Raw genomic sequence first — 16,683 nt, 5'->3', positions numbered from 1 at the left:
ACATGGCACGTATGAAATTCCTCTGCGACGCTGAGCGCTGTATCGAGTGCAACGCCTGCGTCACAGCTTGTAAAAACGAGCATGAGGTTCCTTGGGGCGTCAACCGGCGCCGGGTGGTGACCATCAATGATGGCCAACCCGGTGAGCGGTCGATCTCCGTGGCCTGCATGCATTGTTCGGATGCGCCTTGCATGGCGGTCTGCCCGGTGGATTGCTTCTACGAGACCGAAGACGGTGTGGTGTTGCATTCCAAGGATCTTTGCATCGGTTGTGGTTACTGCTTCTATGCCTGCCCCTTCGGCGCGCCGCAGTATCCGCAGGCAGGTAACTTCGGCAGCCGCGGTAAGATGGACAAGTGCACCTTCTGTGCTGGCGGACCGGAGGAGGACATGTCCTCCGACGAGTTCTCCAAGTACGGACGCAACCGTCTGGCCGAAGGCAAACTGCCGCTCTGTGCGGAGATGTGTTCGACCAAGGCTCTGCTCGCCGGTGACGGCGACATGGTGTCCGACATCTATCGCGAGCGCGTCGTCGCCCGTGGTTTCGGGTCCGGTGCCTGGGGTTGGGGCACGGCCTATGACCAGAAGTCAGGATCCTGATCCGGCTTTTGGCAGAAGGGCGTGATCTCCTTGCCGGAGATCCTGTCTAGGGTAGGGGGCGGCGCTTTGCGTCGCCCCCCTTCCGATCCGGTTGCATGAGTCGGCCGCAAATCGCCGGGTAAGGAAAAATTAACCATATCCGGTTGTGCTTTTCGCCTCGATTGGAGGTTTGAGAAATCCCATGGTGTTGCAGAAATTCATCTACCTGACCGCCGGTGCGGTTCTTGTTCTTGGTCTTGCTGCTTGCGACCAAGACGAACAGGGGCGCATCCTTCGCTATGAGAAAGGGACCTATCTCGGTCCGACCGATACGCAGCTTTCTCAAGAAACGCGCGATGCGCTGCGCGCCCGTGCGACGCTGCAGGGTGGTAGCTGAGCAGATCGTCATCAGCCGCTTTCGGAAAACCGATAGAAACGAGTATTTGTGATGCGAGACCCCGCTTTCAAAGGAACAACCATGCGAGCCCATGTGTCGCGCTTCCAACACCTGCCCAACCCGCTTCTACTGGCCGTCCTGCTGCTCGCCGCAGCGCTGCTGGGCAGCAGCCTGGCCGGCACGGCCTGGGGCCAGTCCGGCGAGCCCGTGGTCAGCGAAAGCCCGACCGGTGGTCAGGTTCCTGGGAATGTCTTGGGAAACCAGGCAGATAGTGAAATGTGGCGGGCGGTGCGCCAGGGTGTGCAGGGCAGGGTAACGATTCCCGATCCGCGCGCCGCACAGCTCATTCAGTCAGAGGGCGACAACTGGCGTGCCTGGCGCAACGGGCCGATAACGGTCTACGGCGCCTGGGCGATGCTTGGCATCGTTGCGATCGTTGCTTTATTCTTTGCCGTGCGGGGGCGCATCAAGATCGATGCCGGGCCCAGTGGAACGACCATTGAGCGCTTCAACCTGGTGGAGCGGGTCGCGCACTGGATCACAGCAACCTCCTTCATCGTGCTGGCCGTGACCGGCCTGAACCTGCTTTACGGCCGCCACGTACTTCTGCCCATCCTGGGGCCGGAGATTTTCACGGCGATCACCATTGCCGGCAAGTATGCGCATAACTTCCTGTCCTTCGCCTTCATGGTCGGCGTGGTGATGATGCTTGTCCTCTGGATCAAGGACAACATCCCGAACCGTCTGGACCTGATATGGCTGGCCAAGGGAGGCGGCCTTTTCGTCAAGGGCGTCCACCCGCCGGCGGCCAAGTTCAACGCCGGCCAGAAGCTGATTTTCTGGTCCGTCATCCTCGGCGGCATCTCCATCAGCCTTTCCGGCTTGGCGATGTTGTTCCCCTTCGAGTTCGCGTTCTTCGGCAAGACCTTCGCGGCCCTCAACCTGATTGGCTTCAACCTTCCGACCGAACTTTCGATGTTGCAGGAAACACAGCTTTCGGTGCTCTGGCATACCATCGTTGCCTTGGTTCTGATCGCCATCATTGTCGGGCACATCTATATCGGCTCCGTGGGTATGGAGGGCGCCTTCGATGCGATGGGCACAGGTCAGGTCGACACCAACTGGGCACGCGAGCATCATTCGGTCTGGGCCGCCAAGGTGTCCGGCGGTGGCACATCACAGGCGGCTGAGTAGCCACCCGGAAAGGAATCCCTGATATGCCGCGCTCCAGCCGGTTTCGCAGTTTCTGGCTTGCGGGGCTCTGCGCCCTCGCGTTGGGTTTTGCCGCAACCCCCTCGCAGGCGGCTGTCAGCGAGGAAGCCGCGGCCAAGCTCATCACCGAGCAGTTTGGTGTGGAGGTCTTGCGGATCAGAGCGGGCGATCTGGACGGTCGCCCGGTTTGGTTTGTGACCGTAATGCAGCCTGAGGGTTCCAGTAACGCGACCTTCCAGGTGCACATTCTGGCCGTCGACCAGGAAAGCGGCAGGCTGCTGCCATCCTTCCGGCATCGCTCCAGCGGCTATGAGAGCCCGCCCCCTGCGGCGGGTGGCGGGCGTCCCTGATGCGGGCGGTGGTTTCTCGGCTGCGACGAGGAGTAGGCCGAAGCCCGGTCACAGAGTGAAAACGGGTCTTTGGCCAAAATAGGATTCTTGACTTTCATACCTTGTTACGCCGGTCTTTCGGCTGAACCGGATCAGATGGAGCCTTTGGAATGAAAGCGACAGCCTTGGTGATGACGGCCGGGTTGGCCCTGTTCGGAGGGGGGCCGGCGATTGGGAAATCAATCGTTTCGCCTGAAGGCCTGAGCTTTGCCGCTGGGCCGGCGGTCACCCAACTGGCCCAGTCGGAGGCGGTCCAGCCGCAAGGCGGCCAATCGATCAACGGCGAGCCGGGAAAGAGCCCGGCGAACGCGGTACAGGCGCCGGGCATGCTGACGACCCGCGCCTTCAAGAAAGTCTCCGACAGTGCCACGGTGACGGTCACACCCTATGACGACAACGATCTCAATCTTCAGCTGAAAGCGGACTTCGAGTCGGCTTTGGCAGCGCAGGAGCGAACTGTGACGGAGGCCAAGACCGGTCTGCTGCTGCTGTTCGAGACCAAGGTCATTCCGGCTGAACAGGCACCGCGCCGACCCAGTCTGGGCAGCGTGCGGGCCAGTTCCGGCAACGAGAGGGATCTGACGCGGGAAAGCGAAGACAGTGTTGAGGTCGAGGCGAATGTGAATGTCTGGTCCAACACCCAGGACAGCGTTCTCGGCGGACGCCAGGAGGCGCAGGCGCTGGGGGCCAGCGTCTTTCACATGAACGCCGTGTTGCGGGATCAGTCGAACGGCGAAGTTTTGTGGCAGGGCGACGCCTATTACGAGCTGCAGACGCCGGATACCGAAAGGATCGCCCGGTCCATGGTGCCGTTGCTGGTCGACAATCTGGGCAAATCCGCGGCGAATGAACCCTTCGAAGCTCAGTAACCGGCGTTTCGCTCCGCCGCTCCGGTACCGCGTTGCAGCGCTGCTGCTGCGCGGCCCGACGATCTTCCTGGCCCTGATGATGGTTGCCACGACGGCTGTCGCGGAACTGCGCGGCCATGGTGGCTTTGTGAAGGGCGTGGCGGTGCTGCCCGACGGGACCCGGGCGATCACGGCCAGTTTCGACTACAGCCTGATCGTTTGGGATTTGGAGAGCCAGCGGGCGCTGCAGGTGCTTGACGACCATGAGGGGGCGGTGAACGCCGTTGCGTTGACAGGTCAGGGACGCCAGGCGATCTCGGCGAGCGATGACGGGACTCTGCGCTTGTGGGATCTGGCCTCCGGAAGTCTCGAGCATGTTTTTGAGGGCCACAGCGGCAAGGTGGCCGCCGTGGCAATCTCGCCCGACGATCGTCTTGCGGCATCAGCCGGCTGGGATCAGACCGTGCGGCTTTGGGACCTGGAGGGCCGTGAGGCGACCCATGTGCTCGACGAGCATCGCAGCAACGTCAATTCTGTCGCCTTTTCCCAGGACGGGCGATACCTGCTGACCGGCAGCTACGACTCTTCCATCCGCCTTTGGGCGTTGCAGGCCGACGGCAGCCGGCCGCGGCTGCTGCAGGTCATGGACGGCCATGACTTTGGCGTCAACGCCCTGGCCTTCCTGCCCGGCGGTGGCTTTGCGGTTTCGGCCTCGGTCGACGAGACGGTTCGGCTTTGGGACCTTACGACGGGACAGGAGGTTGCCGTTCTGCGCGGCCATGACGGCCCTGTCTTTGCGGTAACGGTCTCCCCTGATGGCCGCTTTGCCGCCTCGGCAGGGGTTGATGGAACCGTGAACCTCTGGAATATCGAGGGACGCCGCATCGTGACCTCCCTCAATGGCCATAGAAAGCCCGTCTGGGCTCTGGCCTTCACACCCGATGGGCAGCAGCTTCTCTCCGGCGGGGCGGATTCCGTCACGCGCCTGTGGGATCTCGAAGCCCGCAGCGAAGTGGGTGGCGACAGCGCGGCACCCGAAGAGCAGCAGGCAGCCGTAGCGGGAACCCACAGCCGCGGTGCGAAACTGTTCCGAACATGCGTTGCCTGTCATACGGTTACGGCTGACGGCGGCAACCGCGCGGGACCAACGCTGTTTGGGGTTTTTGGCCGGCGTGCCGGTACCGTTGAGGGATACAATTATTCGGCGGCTTTGCGCGGCAACCCCCTGATCTGGAGCGCGGAGACCATCGACCGGTTGTTCGCCGAAGGCCCGGACCGCTATACGCCCGGCAGCAAGATGCCGCTGCAACGAATGCCCTCGGCGCAGGACCGCGCGGACCTCATCGCCTATCTGCGGGAGATCACAGCCGGTGAGGGGGCTGGACGCTGAGCCTGTTGCAACCTAGATTCACAGTTATGAAACCGGCCCTCTTGGGCCGCGCCTTTGCAAGGATCGTTTGAGCCATGAAATCCGTTATCATCGGCAGCGTTGCCGCTGTTCTGATCGCTATCTTGAGCGCCGTCATTCTCAGCATGTATGGGCTGGACTCGGCTGACGTCTTCTCGACGTCGAACGTGCGCCTCTGACGCGACGCTTAGAGCGACTGGAGGCTCCAGCCGCCAGGGAGTTATTCCTTCGCCCCGGCTGCGCGCAGGGCGGCGGCGATTTCGTCATCGCCGATCATGGTAGCCGCCTGCAGGGCGGTCCAGCCGTCCCTGGCTTTCAGGTTTACGTCGGCGCCGGCGTTCAGCAACAGGCGCACTTCCTCCAGGCGGGCACGGTTGGCCGCCAGCATCAGCGCGGTATTGCCGCTTTCCGCTTCACGCGCATCGGCATCGGCGCCGGCGTTCAATAGAACGTAAAGGGCCCCGGCCTGGCCGCTCATAGCCGCCAGGGCTACCGGCGGGCGGCCGTTGAGGCCGGGTTGACCCGGATCGGCACCCGCCTTCAGCAAAGCGATCACGCTATCAACCTGTCCGGTCTGGATAGCCTGGCCGAGTGCCGTTTCACCCCGGGCTGCGCGTTGGTCGATGGCGGCACCCGCCTGTTGTAGAACGGCGAAAAGCCGGGTTCGCCCGTAGGCGGCGGCCAGGTGCAAAGCGGTCCAGCCGTCGCGCCGGGCCGCCGTTGCGTCGCCGCCACTGGATAACAACAGTTGCAGGCTGCCTTCGGCATCGGAGCGTGCGGCCGCCATGAGCGCGGTGGTTCCGTCGTCGGCTGCGGCTTTGGGGTCGGCACCCGCGGCCAGCAGTTCGGCCACGACAGGGGTTCCCAGCGGATCGAAGGCGGCGTTGATCAGGGCGGTGTTTCCGTCCCGCCGATCCCTGGCCGAGAGGTCGGCGCCGGCGGACAGCAGGACCGCCACGACGGCGCGCTTGTTGCGTCTGGCCGCCAACAGCAGGGGGGTGTTGCCGTAGTCGCCTTCACGCGCCTCCAGGGGGGCGGCGGCTTCAACCAGCAGGCGGGCCACTCGGTCATGGCCTTCGTAAGCGGCATAATGGAGGGCGGTCCAGCCGTCGTCGGGCGTTGCGCTGGCCGGGTTGGCGCCCTCTGCCAGCAGCAAGGCGGTAACCTCTGCGCTGGCGAACGTGGCCGCGACATGCAGCGCGGTGTTACCCAATTGATCCCGGGTTTCAGGATCGGCGCCCTGCTCAAGCGCGAAGGCGGCCAGGGCAGCGTCGTCGCTGCGTGCCGCCTGATGGAGGGCCTGGTCCGCCACGGTCTGGGCCGGGGCCGCCGAGGTCATGAAAAGCACCATCCAACAGGCTGCAATCAGCCGCAGCGCCCAAGACCGGGCATTATGGTTGTCAGGCACGATCGTCGCCCACCACTTCCAGATCGACCTCTGTTGCGATGATCAAAAGCTTGCCGGCGTTCTCGAAGTTCACGGTGACCCGCGTCGACACCACGGACTGGATCTGTCCGATCCCCCAATCCGGCCGCTCGGGATGGCGCACACGCATGCCGGGGCTGAGATGTCCGGTGCTAAGATCTAAGGCCATGCTCCGCCTCGCTGTTTTCCCTTCGTGCATAGTGTATAAGGAAGTGAAATCAGAGGCCAGCTACTGAGGGTTAGAGAGTATGGAAATATCGATCGATCTGCGCGTTGCCGAGCTGCTCGCGTCGCGTCTTTGCCACGATCTGGTCGGACCGATCGGCGCTGTCGGCAACGGGTTGGAACTGTTGGCTGACGACGAGTTCGGCATGGCCGACGACGCCATGCAACTTACCGAAAACTCGGCGCGCCAGGCCTCCGCAATTCTGCAGTTCTTTCGCCTGGCTTATGGCATGGCGGGCGCTCGGGTGGGATCGGACCTCAGCGAGCTCCGCAACCTGACCGCGGCCCTGCTGACCAGTTCGAAGTCGGAGCTTGATTGGCCGACGGTGCAGGCCCCCGAGGGGACCCCTGACGGCGCCGGCAAGATGATCTTGAACATGGTCGCCCTGGCCCATGAAGCCCTGCCACGCGGCGGCAAGCTTTCGGTTGCCGTTTCCGGCGGGCAGGGCAAATGCGAGATGGTTGTCACCGCTGCCGGCCAGGATGCCCATCTACGCCCGGAGACCCTGGCCGGTCTGGACAGCGAGGTCGACGTCGGCGCATTGAGTCCCCGTGGGGTCCACAGTTACTTCACAAGAATGGTTGCCAAGCGTCTTGGAAGCGACCTGGAAATCGATACGCCGGGCGAAGACAGCCTGCGACTCAGGGTGGTCGCGGCGGCTGAATAGGCGACGCTGTCGTCGGCCGGCTAGCTGGCGCGGATGCTGGCCAGGAAGCTGTCCACCTGACTGCTCAGGCTCGATGACTGACTGGCCAGATCGTTGGCCGCGCCCAGCATCGTAGCGGCTGAGTTTCCGGATTCCTGGGCGGCGGTCGTTACCTCGCCGATGTTGGACGATACTTCGTTCGTGCTGGCCGAGGCCGACTGGACGTTGCGGGAGATCTCTTGCGTTGCGGCGCTCTGCTCCTCGACCGCAGAGGCGATGCTGGCGGCGATCCCGTTCACCTGCTCAATCGTCGTGGTGATTTCGGCGATCGAACTGACGGCGCCGCCGGTGGCGCCCTGGATGTCATTGATCTGCTGACGGATCTGCTCCGTCGCCTTGGCGGTCTGGGTGGCCAGCTGCTTGACCTCGGAAGCGACCACCGCGAAGCCCTTGCCGGCTTCGCCGGCCCGCGCCGCCTCGATCGTCGCGTTCAGCGCCAGCAGGTTGGTCTGCTCGGCGATATCCTGAATCATGGTGACAACATCGCCGATTTTCTGGGCGGCATCGGCCAGGGCCTCGACTTCGCTGTTGGTCGTGCGCGCCTGTTCGGCGGCGGCATTGGAAATCGTCGTCGACTGGGTCACCTGCCGGCTGATTTCCTGAATCGAGGCACTGAGCTCCTCCGCCGCGCTGGCGACGGTCTGGACGTTGCTGGCCGCCTGCTGAGTTGCCGAGGCGGCGGAAGAGGTCAGATTGCTTGCACGCTTTGCGGTCTCAGACATGGACTGGGCGGTGTTCTGAACCTCGTCGGAGGCAGTGGTAACGCCGCTCACCACGGCCTTGACGCTGGATTCAAAGTCGTCCGCCAGTTTGTGCATGGCGCGGCGCTTCTCTTCCTCGGCTTTGGCCTTTTCGGCCTCGCGCGCCGCGGTGGAGCGATCGAGCTCAATGGCGTTGGTCTTGAAGGTCTGCACCATACGGGCGATGTCGCCGATATCGTCTTTGCGGTTCATGGCCGGCACCTCGACGGAGGTGTCGCCGTCCGCGAGCCGCTCCATGGTGTCGGTCATCACCTTCAAAGGTTTGCCGACAAGCCGCGTGGTCACAAAGCTCAGCAGAACCACCAGCAGCGCGAGGGCAACCAGGGCGATGACGCTTTGCTGCACCATGGCGGCCTGGATCTCTGAATTCAGTTCTTCGATCGACCAGGCGATGATGACCGATCCGATGAAGGAACCGTCCTTGGGCGAGAGGGCAGGGCTTGAAATCAGGATATGCGAGGCGGAGTTCTCGATCATCCGCTCTTCGAAACCCTTGGCCTTGCCGATGAAAGCAGTCAGGTCGGTTTGCGGCAGGGTTTTTGAATCAAAGCGGATCAGTTCGTTGCCTTCCTTGTCGAGGGCGACCACGTTGGCGATCGCGGTGTCCGCGGCATTGGCGAAGTCAATGTAAGCCGTCTCAATCGATTCCGGTTTTTTCCAACGGATACCGCCGGCGGCGTTGTTCGCAATCAAGCGCGTCATGGTGCTGAAGCCGGTTTCGCCGGTTTGCAGCAGAACCTGTCTTGTCTCACTGATCCCGATCACCACGAGGGTGATCAGGATCAGGGATGCCATGGCCGCTGCAGTCAGAATGACCTTGCGGACCACAGAGAGCCTCGAAAACCCGACCAAGGGAAAGCCGCCTGCTGACTTCGATTTAGGCGTCTTCGTTGCCGGCGCGTCAACGTTACTCATAGGACACGTTCCTCTACAGCACTAACTGCTTGGTCGGGTTTTTTCGGTTTCGGTTTGTGTTACAGCGCGTCGACGTTGATGCCGACGGTAATGGCGCCGATCACATCACCGCTGGCGGGGTCGATGATCGACATGCTGAGCTGGGACTGGAAAGTCTGGGTCGACTCGTCCATTTCCACTTCATCAACGAAAATGGCACCAGGGCCGGCAGAGTAGGTCTTCTGCCACTTGGCCTCGTCACCCTGCCAGAAGTCCGAGGTGACATCGCTTTGCCCGACGTTCAGGCCGCGGTTGTCCATGACGAAGACTTCCGTCACCAGACCCTGAGCGCCGTTCTTCTGATTCACCAGATAGGCGGAGAGGGCGTTGCCCAGCACGGCATCGATCATCGGCTTGCTGCCGGCATCAGTCTGGGCGCGCCAGTCCTGATCCAGCTTATCGATGTCGCCCTGGCTCAGACCGGCGTGCTTGGCGTTCTGGGCTTTTATGGCCTCGATAACAATGTTATCGGCGATCCACTGCTTTACCGTGCTGTTGGCAAAGTCGGTCATCGGGGCAACATGCGGTTCCGCGGCAAAGGCGGTAGAAGCGAGCAGCGATGCCGTGGCACCGGTAAGGATTCCCCGCAAAAGGTTGGTCTTAGACATCATCTTGGCTCCAATTGATTTCCCCAAGTCAGACGCTCGCGACTGCTCACGCCTACATTCAATTGCGCCAGAGTTAGTAGCATTGACTTAAATTTACGTTAGCGTGCAGAAGAGCCTTCCAGTTCGCCTAATAGTTATATCGTCTGTTTAAGTAGTTGATTTTTATATAATCATAATGATGAGTTTTGGGAAATGGCTTCTGCGGAAATCGCGTTCAGCGGCAATTCCATAGATATGAGAATGCTTGACAGATGCGAGTGATTTGCATTTACTTCGCAACTGAGAATTAATTTCATTTCGTACTCGTTTCCTGTTGGAACCGGGACGGACAGCACGGAGGAATAAGATGAAAGCTCGTCGGCGTACGGTCCTGGGGGCCGCGGTCTGCGTTGCGGTTATGGGTGTTGGCTTGTCGGCCCAGGCGCAGGAGGTCTTGAACCTCTATTCGTCGCGTCACTATCAGACTGATGAAGCGCTCTACGAGAACTTCACCAAGGAAACCGGTATTGAGGTCAACCGCATCGAAGGCAAGGGCGATGCCTTGATCGAGCGGATCAAGAGCGAGGGCGCCAACAGCCCCGCCGACGTTTTCCTGACGGTCGATGCCGGGCGGCTTTGGCGGGCCGACCAGGCCGGCCTGTTCCAGCCCATCGATAGCGCCGCATTGGTGGCAAACGTTCCGGCAAGTCTGCGCCATCCCGAGGGGCACTGGTTCGGATTCTCAACCCGCGCACGGGTTATCTACTATGACAAAGCAAAGGTCCAGGCCGGCGAGATCACGTCTTACGAAGATCTCGCGGACCCGAAGTGGAAGGGGCGCATTTGCATTCGTAGCAGTTCCAACATCTATAACCAGTCGCTGATGAGTTCGATTATTGCAGCCCACGGCGAAGAGGCCGCGCAGGATTGGGCGGAGGCGATTGTCGGCAATCTCGCGCGTAATCCGGTCGGTGGCGACACGGATCAGATCCGCGCCATCGGCGCCGGTGAGTGCGATGTCGCTGTCGCCAACACCTACTACTTCGTGCGCCTGATGATCAACCCGTCGGACAAGGACAAAGGCCTGGCCGATAAAATTGGCTGGGTATTCCCGAACCAGGGCGACCGCGGCACCCATGTGAACGTTTCCGGCGCGGGTGTGCTGAAGCACGCGCCGCACAAGGAAGCGGCCGTCAAGTTCCTGGAGTATCTGGCCAGCCCCGCGGCGCAACGCTACTTCGCCGACGGCAACAACGAGTATCCGGTCGTCTCCGATGTAGAGCCGACCCCGGCCCTGAAGTCGCTGGGAGACTTCAAGTCGGACTCGCTGAATGTGGCGGTCTACGGTGAGAACCAGCCGAAGGCGCAGAGAATCTTCGACAGCATCGGTTGGAACTGATTCCGGCAGAGGGTTTAGTCCGCATCAAAGCGGATCGACAACGGGCCCCCACCATCGGTGGGGGCCTTTTTGTTGGGGCCGAGTGGGGGGCTTGATGCCCTGAGGCGCGATGCCCGTCGCCGGCACCACCCTGGTGTCGGTATTCCCGTATGGCTAATCCGCTGTGGCTATCGGGCGTCGTTTCGGTCGCCGGGGCGTCCTCGGGCAATGGCGCGGCTCAGCAGGATCACCGGCGGGATACCGACCATAACGATGGTCAGCGCCGGGGTGGCCGCTTCGGTCAGGCGCTCGTCGGCCGCGAAGTTGTGCGCCTGGACCGCCAGGGTATCGAAGTTGAAGGGACGCATGACCAAAGTCGCCGGCAGTTCCTTCATGACATCGACGAAGACGATCAGCCCCGCCGTCAGCAGGCTCGGCCACATAATCGGCGCATGCACGCGCAGCAGAGCGGCCAGAGGTCTTGCCCCCAGGGTACGGGCGGCATCGTCCATTGATGGCCGGATTTTCGACAGGCCGCTGTCAATGGTGTTCAGGGACACTGCCAGGAAGCGGACGAGATAGGCAAAGACCAGGGCGGCGATACCGCCGGTCAGGAGCAAGCCGCTGGAAACACCCAGGATGTTACGCAGCCAGCCGTCCAGCGCATTGTCGAAAGCGGCGAAGGGGATCAGGACACCGACGGCTATGATCGTTCCGGGAAGGGCATAGCCCATCGAGGCAAGACGGTTTGCTGCCTGCACCAGCACGCTCTTCTGGAGGCGGCGGCCATAAGCCATAAGGGTGGCGAGAACGACTGCCAGGACGGCAGCAACCAATGCCAGGGTGATGCTGTTGGCCATCAGTTCGAAGTAACGGGCGCCGAACTGTTGGTCGCCGGCTTCCAGGGCCATCGAGAAGAGAACGGCCGCCGGCAGGATGAAACCGAGAAACAGCGGCAGGAAACAGGCGGTAAAGGCCGCTGTCGCCGCCAGCCCCCTGAGCGGGTGCCCGGGGAGCTGCTGGTAGCGGTTGGTTGCCTGGTGAAACTGGGCTTTGCCGCGGCTCTGCGCTTCCAGAAGAAGGACAAGAAACACGAAGATCAGAAGCACGGAGGCAAGTTGTGCGGCGGTCGTACGGTCGCCGAAGGCAATCCAGGCGCGGACGATCCCGGTGGTGAAGTTCGGAACGCCAAAGAACGATACGGTCCCGAAATCCGCCAGCGTCTCCATGAGCGCCAAGGCGGTGCCGGCAACGATGGCGGGCCGCGCCAAAGGCAGGGCGATGCGAAAGAAGCTGCGCCAGGGCCCGCATCCCAGGGTTCGGCTGACATCCAGGGCGCAGACCGACTGGTCGAGAAATGCGGTGCGCGAGAGCATGTAGGCATAGGGATAGAGGACCAGGACAAGCATGGCGACGGCTCCGCCCAGCGATCTCACCTCCGGGAACCAGTATTCCCGATAGGAAAGCCCGGTCATATCGCGCAGCAGCGTTTGTACCGATCCTGCGGGTTGCAGAAAATCGGTGTAGGCATAGGCGATGACGTAAGCGGGTACCGCCAGCGGCAGGATGAGCGCCCACTCAAAGAAGCGTCGGCCGGGGAACCGGCACATTGTCACCAGCCAGGCGGTACCGGTGCCGATGATCGGCACGCCCAGGCCGACGCCCAGGACCAGAACGGCGGTGTTGACCAGATAGCGCGGCAAAACGGTCGATGCCAGATGGGTCCAGGTTGCGCTGCTCGGTTGGGCGAGGCTCATGAGCACGCCGATAATAGGAATGAGAAAGAGCCCGGCGACGGCCACCGATAACCAGGTCAAAGGGCCGCCGCGAAGAACCGAGCGCGCCGCCCTGGAAACGGCGGGCAGGAAGCGCAGCGGGCCCAGCGACTGTTCTGGTTGACCGATTGGAGAGGCCGGGGGCGGCAGATTGCTCACTGTATGTGCAGACTCAACCCTGTGGCCCGGACGAGAGCGCGAGGGAAACGCGATTGCTACTGTTTGCCGGTCTGTTAGCCCGAACGCGGCGGTCCGGCAAGCCGGACCTTGCGGGCGGACCCGGGGGGCACCCGGCAGTCAGAAGACTAACGAACAAATCTGACAATGAGAAGCAATCTCATGATTGGGGATGCTTCTGAGCGATCTGCGGAGGTCTTTTCTCATCAAAACGTGCGGCTGACGTCATCTTGGATAATCGCTCTGTCTTGGCACAAATGCTGGCTATCAGAGATTTTCCCTAAGGTTCTCGTCGGTTAGCTGCGGCCTAAGTAAGAGGATCTTAATTTCTGTTTGCCACAGTTCGGCGTCATTTTGGGGGCAAAGGTTAACAGCCGTATCAGCCCCTGTTGGATGCCCGGTGGCCGGGCAAAGAGTAGGACAGAGGCGCATGGACGATCTTCTTAGTGAATTTCTGACCGAAACCAATGAAAGCCTGGCTGAGTTGGATGTCGAGCTGGTTCAGCTTGAGCAGAATCCAAACGACCAGGAGCTTCTTGGGAACATCTTCCGCCTGATGCACACCATCAAGGGCACCTGTGGCTTTCTGGGTTTGCCGCGGCTTGAAAGCGTGGCGCACGCCGGAGAGAACGTGCTCGGCAAGGTGCGTGACGGCGAAATGGAAGTCACACCGGAATCGGTCACGGTTATTCTGGAATCGATCGATCAGATCCGCTTGCTGCTCGAGCAGCTCGAGGCCACGGAGGCTGAGCCCGAAGGAGACGATTCAGATCTTATTGCGCGTTTGAACGCCTTTGCCGACGGTGGCAGCGCACCCGCAGCGCCAGCGGCGGAAGCGGCGGCTGAAGAAGCTGCGGACGAGGGTGGCAGCGGCAATCCCGAGATCGACGCACTGGAGGCGGCCTTCGCCAATGCCAAGGGCCCGGCGGAGCTGGCCGCCGAAGCGGCCGCGAAGGAAGCGGAAGCTAAGCCCGATGAGCCGGTGGCAGAAGAGGCCGTCGAAGCCGAGTCCGCTGCTGCAGAACCTGTTGATGACGAGCCGGCTGCTGAGGTAGAGGTCGCTCCCGCTCCGGCAGAGCCCAAAGCTGCCGCGGCCCCCGCGCCGGCCAAGCCGAAAGCTTCACCGAAAGCTTCTGCGGATGCCAAGGCCGGGGAGCCCAAGAAGGAGGGGTCGGTCGCCAATCAATCCCTGCGTGTCAACGTCGACGTGCTTGAGAATCTGATGACCATGGTCTCGGAACTGGTGCTCACCCGCAACCAGCTGCTGCAGATCCTGCGAAGTCAGAGTGAGAGTGAGTTTGCTGCACCGTTGCAGCGTCTGAACCATGTGGTTTCGGAGCTGCAGGAAGGTGTGATGGCCACCCGAATGCAGCCGATCGGCAATGCCTGGGCCAAGCTGCCCCGCATCATCCGCGATCTGGCCCACGAGCTCGATAAAAAGATCGACCTGGTGATGAAGGGCGCTGAGACTGAGCTTGACCGGCAGGTTCTTGAACTGATCAAGGACCCGCTGACCCACATGGTCCGCAACTCGGCGGACCATGGTCTCGAAATCCCTGCGGACAGACTTGCCGCCGGCAAGCCCGAGACCGGTAGCGTGATCCTCAACGCCTACCACGAAGGCGGCCATATCATCATCGAGATTGCCGATGACGGTAAGGGACTGTCGAGCGAAAAGATCAAAGAGAAGTGCATCGATAACGGCCTGGCAAGCGAAGCCGACCTTGAAGCCATGACTGAACAGCAGATACAGCAGTTCATCTTCAAGGCCGGCTTCTCGACCGCCGCTGCAGTGACCTCGGTCTCCGGTCGCGGCGTTGGCATGGACGTTGTTCGGACCAACATCGAGAAGATCGGCGGCACGATCGAGCTTACTTCGGTCGAAGGCCGCGGTACAAAGTTCGTGATCAAGATCCCGCTGACCCTGGCCATCGTCTCGGCCCTTATTGTTGAGTGCGCCAACGAGCGCTTTGCCATTCCGCAGCTTTCAGTCGTTGAGCTGGTGCGTGCCTCAGCCCACACTGAGCACACGATCGAGCGGATCAATGGCACGCCGGTGCTGCGCCTGCGCAACCGGTTGCTGCCCCTGGTAAATCTGCGCGATCTGCTGAAACTTGAGCCTGTTGTTGAGGCCGCCCCGGTCATCGAAAGCACGGTGGCCCAGACTGCGGCGTCTGAAGAGACCAGTGCCGAGGCAGCGGCCCCGGAAGCAGCAGAAGCCGAACAGGAAGCTGTCGAAGCTGCTGTGACCGAGGCCAGCGCAGTTGACAAGGCCGACGAAGAGGAATTTTTCATCGTTGTTGCCCAGATCGGCACCTATTCGATGGGCATCATCGTCGATCGCGTCTTCGATACCGAGGAAATCGTGGTCAAGCCGGTTGCGCCGATCCTGCGCGATATCCATCTGTTCTCAGGCAACACCATTCTGGGTGACGGTAGCGTGGTGATGATCCTCGATCCTAACGGTATTGCCGCGACGACAGGTGAGATCGCGGTGGCCGAGGGTAACGAAGATGGTGTCAAGGACCACGCCAGCATCGGCGCCGGCGACAGTGTTGCCATGCTGGTATTCCATGCGGTTGATGACACACCCAAGTCAGTACCTCTGGCGCTGGTTGCGCGGCTTGAGGAGATTGATCTGTCGCGGGTCGAATCGTCCAACGGCCAGTATGTGGTTCAGTACCGCGGCCAATTGATGCCCTTGGTTCTCATGGAAGAAGGCGAGAAGCTGGCTGAGGAGGGCAGGCAGCCGGTGCTGGTCTTCTCCGACCGCAACCGGACCATGGGTTTGGTGGTCAAGGAAATCGTCGACATTGTCGAGGACCGCATGAACATCGAACTCTCGACCGACCGGCCGGGCTATATCGGCACTGCAGTGATCGGCGAGAAGGCGACGGATGTTGTTGACGCAAGTTACTATCTGACCCAGGCTTTCCATGACTGGTTCGCCGCCGAGCGCAACTCGACGGTAGACGACGCGACCAGTCGCCGCCTTCTGCTGGTCGATGACAGCCCGTTCTTCCGAAACATGCTGCAGCCGCTTCTTTCCGCATCCGGCTACGAAGTGATCTGCGTGGACTCGGCCGATGCTGCGATGGAACTCTGCGAAGCAGGGGAAGCCTTCGATGTCATTATTTCCGATATCGAGATGCCGGGCATGAACGGCTTCGAGTTTGCCAAGAAGGTGACCACCGATTCGCGTTGGTCGGATACGCCGATCGTCGCTCTGTCCAGCTTCTCAAATCCCGCCGATCTTCAGCGGGGACGGGACGCCGGCTTCACGGACTATGTGGCCAAGACGGATCGCGACGCCTTGTTGAATACTTTGCATGAGACGCTTTCTGACCTGAGAGGTGCGGCATGAGCAATGAGAGCCAGGATTCAGGCGAGCACGACGAACATAGTGTGCTGGCGAACGCCTTCTCGGACGCCGAGGACTTCGTTACATTTGTAATTGCCGATCAGCTTTTCGGTATCCCGGTCCTGAAGGTGCAGGATGTCCTCAGTGCCTACAACATCACCCGCATTCCGCTGGCGCCGCCGGAGATTGCCGGGTCGTTGAACCTGCGCGGTCGTATCGTGACCGCGATGGACGTGCGGCTGCGTCTGGGCCTGCCGCCGAAGGAAGGTCGCGATTCGATGAGCATCGTGGCCGAGCATGACGGCGAGCTTTACAGCCTGATGGTCGATTCCGTGGGTGAAGTTCTGGCGCTCAAATCAGGCGACTACGAGCGTAACCCTCCGACCCTGGATCCAAAATTCCGTGACTACTCCGTAGGCATCTATCGCCTGGACGCCAAGCTTTTGGTTGTCCTGGATGTGAACCGCTTGCTGGACTACAGCCGGGAGCAGGCCGCTTAA

Annotated in this window: 16 protein-coding genes; 11 read left to right on the top strand and 5 right to left on the bottom strand. The window is 61.5% G+C overall.

Features of this window, described 5'->3' with window-relative positions:
• Positions 1 to 2: 2 nt before the first annotated feature.
• The 7 genes from fdh3B (at position 3) to HBA54_RS29450 (ending at position 5,011) form a co-directional block, all read left to right on the top strand.
• Positions 3 to 599 (top strand): formate dehydrogenase FDH3 subunit beta, encoded by a 597-nt coding sequence (fdh3B, locus tag HBA54_RS13000; RefSeq protein WP_167225199.1) that lies wholly within the window; start codon positions 3 to 5, stop codon positions 597 to 599.
• Positions 600 to 780: 181 nt separating this feature from the next.
• A complete protein-coding gene (locus HBA54_RS12995; protein WP_167225197.1) occupies positions 781 to 975 on the top strand; it encodes a hypothetical protein in 195 nt (64 codons plus the stop codon).
• Between the two features lie 81 nt (positions 976 to 1,056).
• The gene (locus HBA54_RS12990; RefSeq protein ID WP_167225195.1) at positions 1,057 to 2,169 is read left to right on the top strand and encodes a formate dehydrogenase subunit gamma; all 1,113 of its coding nucleotides are present in this window, start codon (positions 1,057 to 1,059) and stop codon (positions 2,167 to 2,169) included.
• 23 nt (positions 2,170 to 2,192) lie between these two features.
• Positions 2,193 to 2,537 (top strand): hypothetical protein, encoded by a 345-nt coding sequence (locus HBA54_RS12985; RefSeq protein ID WP_167225193.1) that lies wholly within the window; start codon positions 2,193 to 2,195, stop codon positions 2,535 to 2,537.
• 149 nt (positions 2,538 to 2,686) lie between these two features.
• The gene (locus tag HBA54_RS12980) at positions 2,687 to 3,445 is read left to right on the top strand and encodes a hypothetical protein (protein WP_167225191.1); all 759 of its coding nucleotides are present in this window, start codon (positions 2,687 to 2,689) and stop codon (positions 3,443 to 3,445) included.
• Complete coding sequence (locus HBA54_RS12975; protein WP_167225189.1) at positions 3,423 to 4,814, top strand: c-type cytochrome; 1,392 nt, start codon at positions 3,423 to 3,425, stop codon at positions 4,812 to 4,814. The genes HBA54_RS12980 and HBA54_RS12975 overlap by 23 nt, the downstream gene beginning before the upstream one ends.
• Positions 4,815 to 4,888: 74 nt before the next feature.
• The gene (locus HBA54_RS29450; RefSeq protein ID WP_277345370.1) at positions 4,889 to 5,011 is read left to right on the top strand and encodes a hypothetical protein; all 123 of its coding nucleotides are present in this window, start codon (positions 4,889 to 4,891) and stop codon (positions 5,009 to 5,011) included.
• Positions 5,012 to 5,052: 41 nt separating this feature from the next.
• Here the strand turns inward: HBA54_RS29450 and HBA54_RS12970 are convergent, their stop codons facing one another.
• Complete coding sequence (locus HBA54_RS12970) at positions 5,053 to 6,240, bottom strand: ankyrin repeat domain-containing protein (RefSeq protein ID WP_167225187.1); 1,188 nt, start codon at positions 6,238 to 6,240, stop codon at positions 5,053 to 5,055.
• Entirely contained in the window at positions 6,233 to 6,427 is a 195-nt protein-coding gene (locus HBA54_RS12965) for a DUF3553 domain-containing protein (RefSeq protein WP_167225185.1), read from the bottom strand. Before HBA54_RS12965 ends, HBA54_RS12970 begins: the two co-directional genes overlap by 8 nt.
• Before the next feature lie 79 nt (positions 6,428 to 6,506).
• Between HBA54_RS12965 and HBA54_RS12960 the strand changes: the two genes are divergently transcribed.
• On the top strand, positions 6,507 to 7,151 hold the full coding sequence (locus HBA54_RS12960; protein ID WP_167225183.1) for a histidine phosphotransferase family protein: 645 nt from the start codon (positions 6,507 to 6,509) through the stop codon (positions 7,149 to 7,151).
• A gap of 20 nt (positions 7,152 to 7,171) precedes the next feature.
• On the opposite strand, the gene HBA54_RS12955 is transcribed toward HBA54_RS12960, so the two are convergent.
• On the bottom strand, positions 7,172 to 8,866 hold the full coding sequence (locus tag HBA54_RS12955; protein ID WP_167225181.1) for a methyl-accepting chemotaxis protein: 1,695 nt from the start codon (positions 8,864 to 8,866) through the stop codon (positions 7,172 to 7,174).
• A gap of 59 nt (positions 8,867 to 8,925) precedes the next feature.
• On the bottom strand, positions 8,926 to 9,516 hold the full coding sequence (locus HBA54_RS12950) for a hypothetical protein (RefSeq protein ID WP_205944624.1): 591 nt from the start codon (positions 9,514 to 9,516) through the stop codon (positions 8,926 to 8,928).
• Between the two features lie 343 nt (positions 9,517 to 9,859).
• Here HBA54_RS12950 and HBA54_RS12945 point away from each other — a divergent pair, with 343 nt between their 5' ends.
• Positions 9,860 to 10,891, top strand: coding sequence for a Fe(3+) ABC transporter substrate-binding protein (locus HBA54_RS12945; RefSeq protein ID WP_167225179.1), 1,032 nt, complete (start codon positions 9,860 to 9,862; stop codon positions 10,889 to 10,891).
• A 167-nt stretch (positions 10,892 to 11,058) separates the two neighbouring features.
• On the opposite strand, the gene HBA54_RS12940 is transcribed toward HBA54_RS12945, so the two are convergent.
• Positions 11,059 to 12,687: an ABC transporter permease gene (locus tag HBA54_RS12940; protein ID WP_240932664.1), complete on the bottom strand. Its 1,629-nt coding sequence runs from the start codon at positions 12,685 to 12,687 to the stop codon at positions 11,059 to 11,061.
• A 565-nt stretch (positions 12,688 to 13,252) separates the two neighbouring features.
• On the opposite strand from HBA54_RS12940, the gene HBA54_RS12935 reads away from it, so the two are divergent.
• A complete protein-coding gene (locus HBA54_RS12935) occupies positions 13,253 to 16,186 on the top strand; it encodes a hybrid sensor histidine kinase/response regulator (protein ID WP_167225178.1) in 2,934 nt (977 codons plus the stop codon).
• The gene (locus HBA54_RS12930) at positions 16,183 to 16,683 is read left to right on the top strand and encodes a chemotaxis protein CheW (protein ID WP_167225176.1); all 501 of its coding nucleotides are present in this window, start codon (positions 16,183 to 16,185) and stop codon (positions 16,681 to 16,683) included. Before HBA54_RS12935 ends, HBA54_RS12930 begins: the two co-directional genes overlap by 4 nt.

The sequence above is a fragment of the Pelagibius litoralis genome (genome assembly GCF_011683915.1).
Classification (GTDB): domain Bacteria; phylum Pseudomonadota; class Alphaproteobacteria; order Kiloniellales; family Kiloniellaceae; genus Pelagibius; species Pelagibius litoralis.
This window is presented reverse-complemented; position numbering and strand designations above follow the sequence as displayed.

Excerpts from the sequence above, each read along its gene's own strand:
- fdh3B (WP_167225199.1), top strand. The coding sequence starts at position 3 with ATGGCACGTATGAAATTCCTCTGCGACGCTGAGCGCTGTATCGAGTGC.
- HBA54_RS12995 (WP_167225197.1), top strand. The coding sequence starts at position 781 with ATGGTGTTGCAGAAATTCATCTACCTGACCGCCGGTGCGGTTCTTGTT.
- HBA54_RS12990 (WP_167225195.1), top strand. The coding sequence starts at position 1,057 with ATGCGAGCCCATGTGTCGCGCTTCCAACACCTGCCCAACCCGCTTCTA.
- HBA54_RS12985 (WP_167225193.1), top strand. The coding sequence starts at position 2,193 with ATGCCGCGCTCCAGCCGGTTTCGCAGTTTCTGGCTTGCGGGGCTCTGC.
- HBA54_RS12980 (WP_167225191.1), top strand. The coding sequence starts at position 2,687 with ATGAAAGCGACAGCCTTGGTGATGACGGCCGGGTTGGCCCTGTTCGGA.
- HBA54_RS12975 (WP_167225189.1), top strand. The coding sequence starts at position 3,423 with ATGAACCCTTCGAAGCTCAGTAACCGGCGTTTCGCTCCGCCGCTCCGG.
- HBA54_RS29450 (WP_277345370.1), top strand. The coding sequence starts at position 4,889 with ATGAAATCCGTTATCATCGGCAGCGTTGCCGCTGTTCTGATCGCTATC.
- HBA54_RS12965 (WP_167225185.1), bottom strand. The coding sequence starts at position 6,427 with ATGGCCTTAGATCTTAGCACCGGACATCTCAGCCCCGGCATGCGTGTG.
- HBA54_RS12960 (WP_167225183.1), top strand. The coding sequence starts at position 6,507 with ATGGAAATATCGATCGATCTGCGCGTTGCCGAGCTGCTCGCGTCGCGT.
- HBA54_RS12955 (WP_167225181.1), bottom strand. The coding sequence starts at position 8,866 with ATGAGTAACGTTGACGCGCCGGCAACGAAGACGCCTAAATCGAAGTCA.
- HBA54_RS12950 (WP_205944624.1), bottom strand. The coding sequence starts at position 9,516 with ATGATGTCTAAGACCAACCTTTTGCGGGGAATCCTTACCGGTGCCACG.
- HBA54_RS12945 (WP_167225179.1), top strand. The coding sequence starts at position 9,860 with ATGAAAGCTCGTCGGCGTACGGTCCTGGGGGCCGCGGTCTGCGTTGCG.
- HBA54_RS12935 (WP_167225178.1), top strand. The coding sequence starts at position 13,253 with ATGGACGATCTTCTTAGTGAATTTCTGACCGAAACCAATGAAAGCCTG.
- HBA54_RS12930 (WP_167225176.1), top strand. The coding sequence starts at position 16,183 with ATGAGCAATGAGAGCCAGGATTCAGGCGAGCACGACGAACATAGTGTG.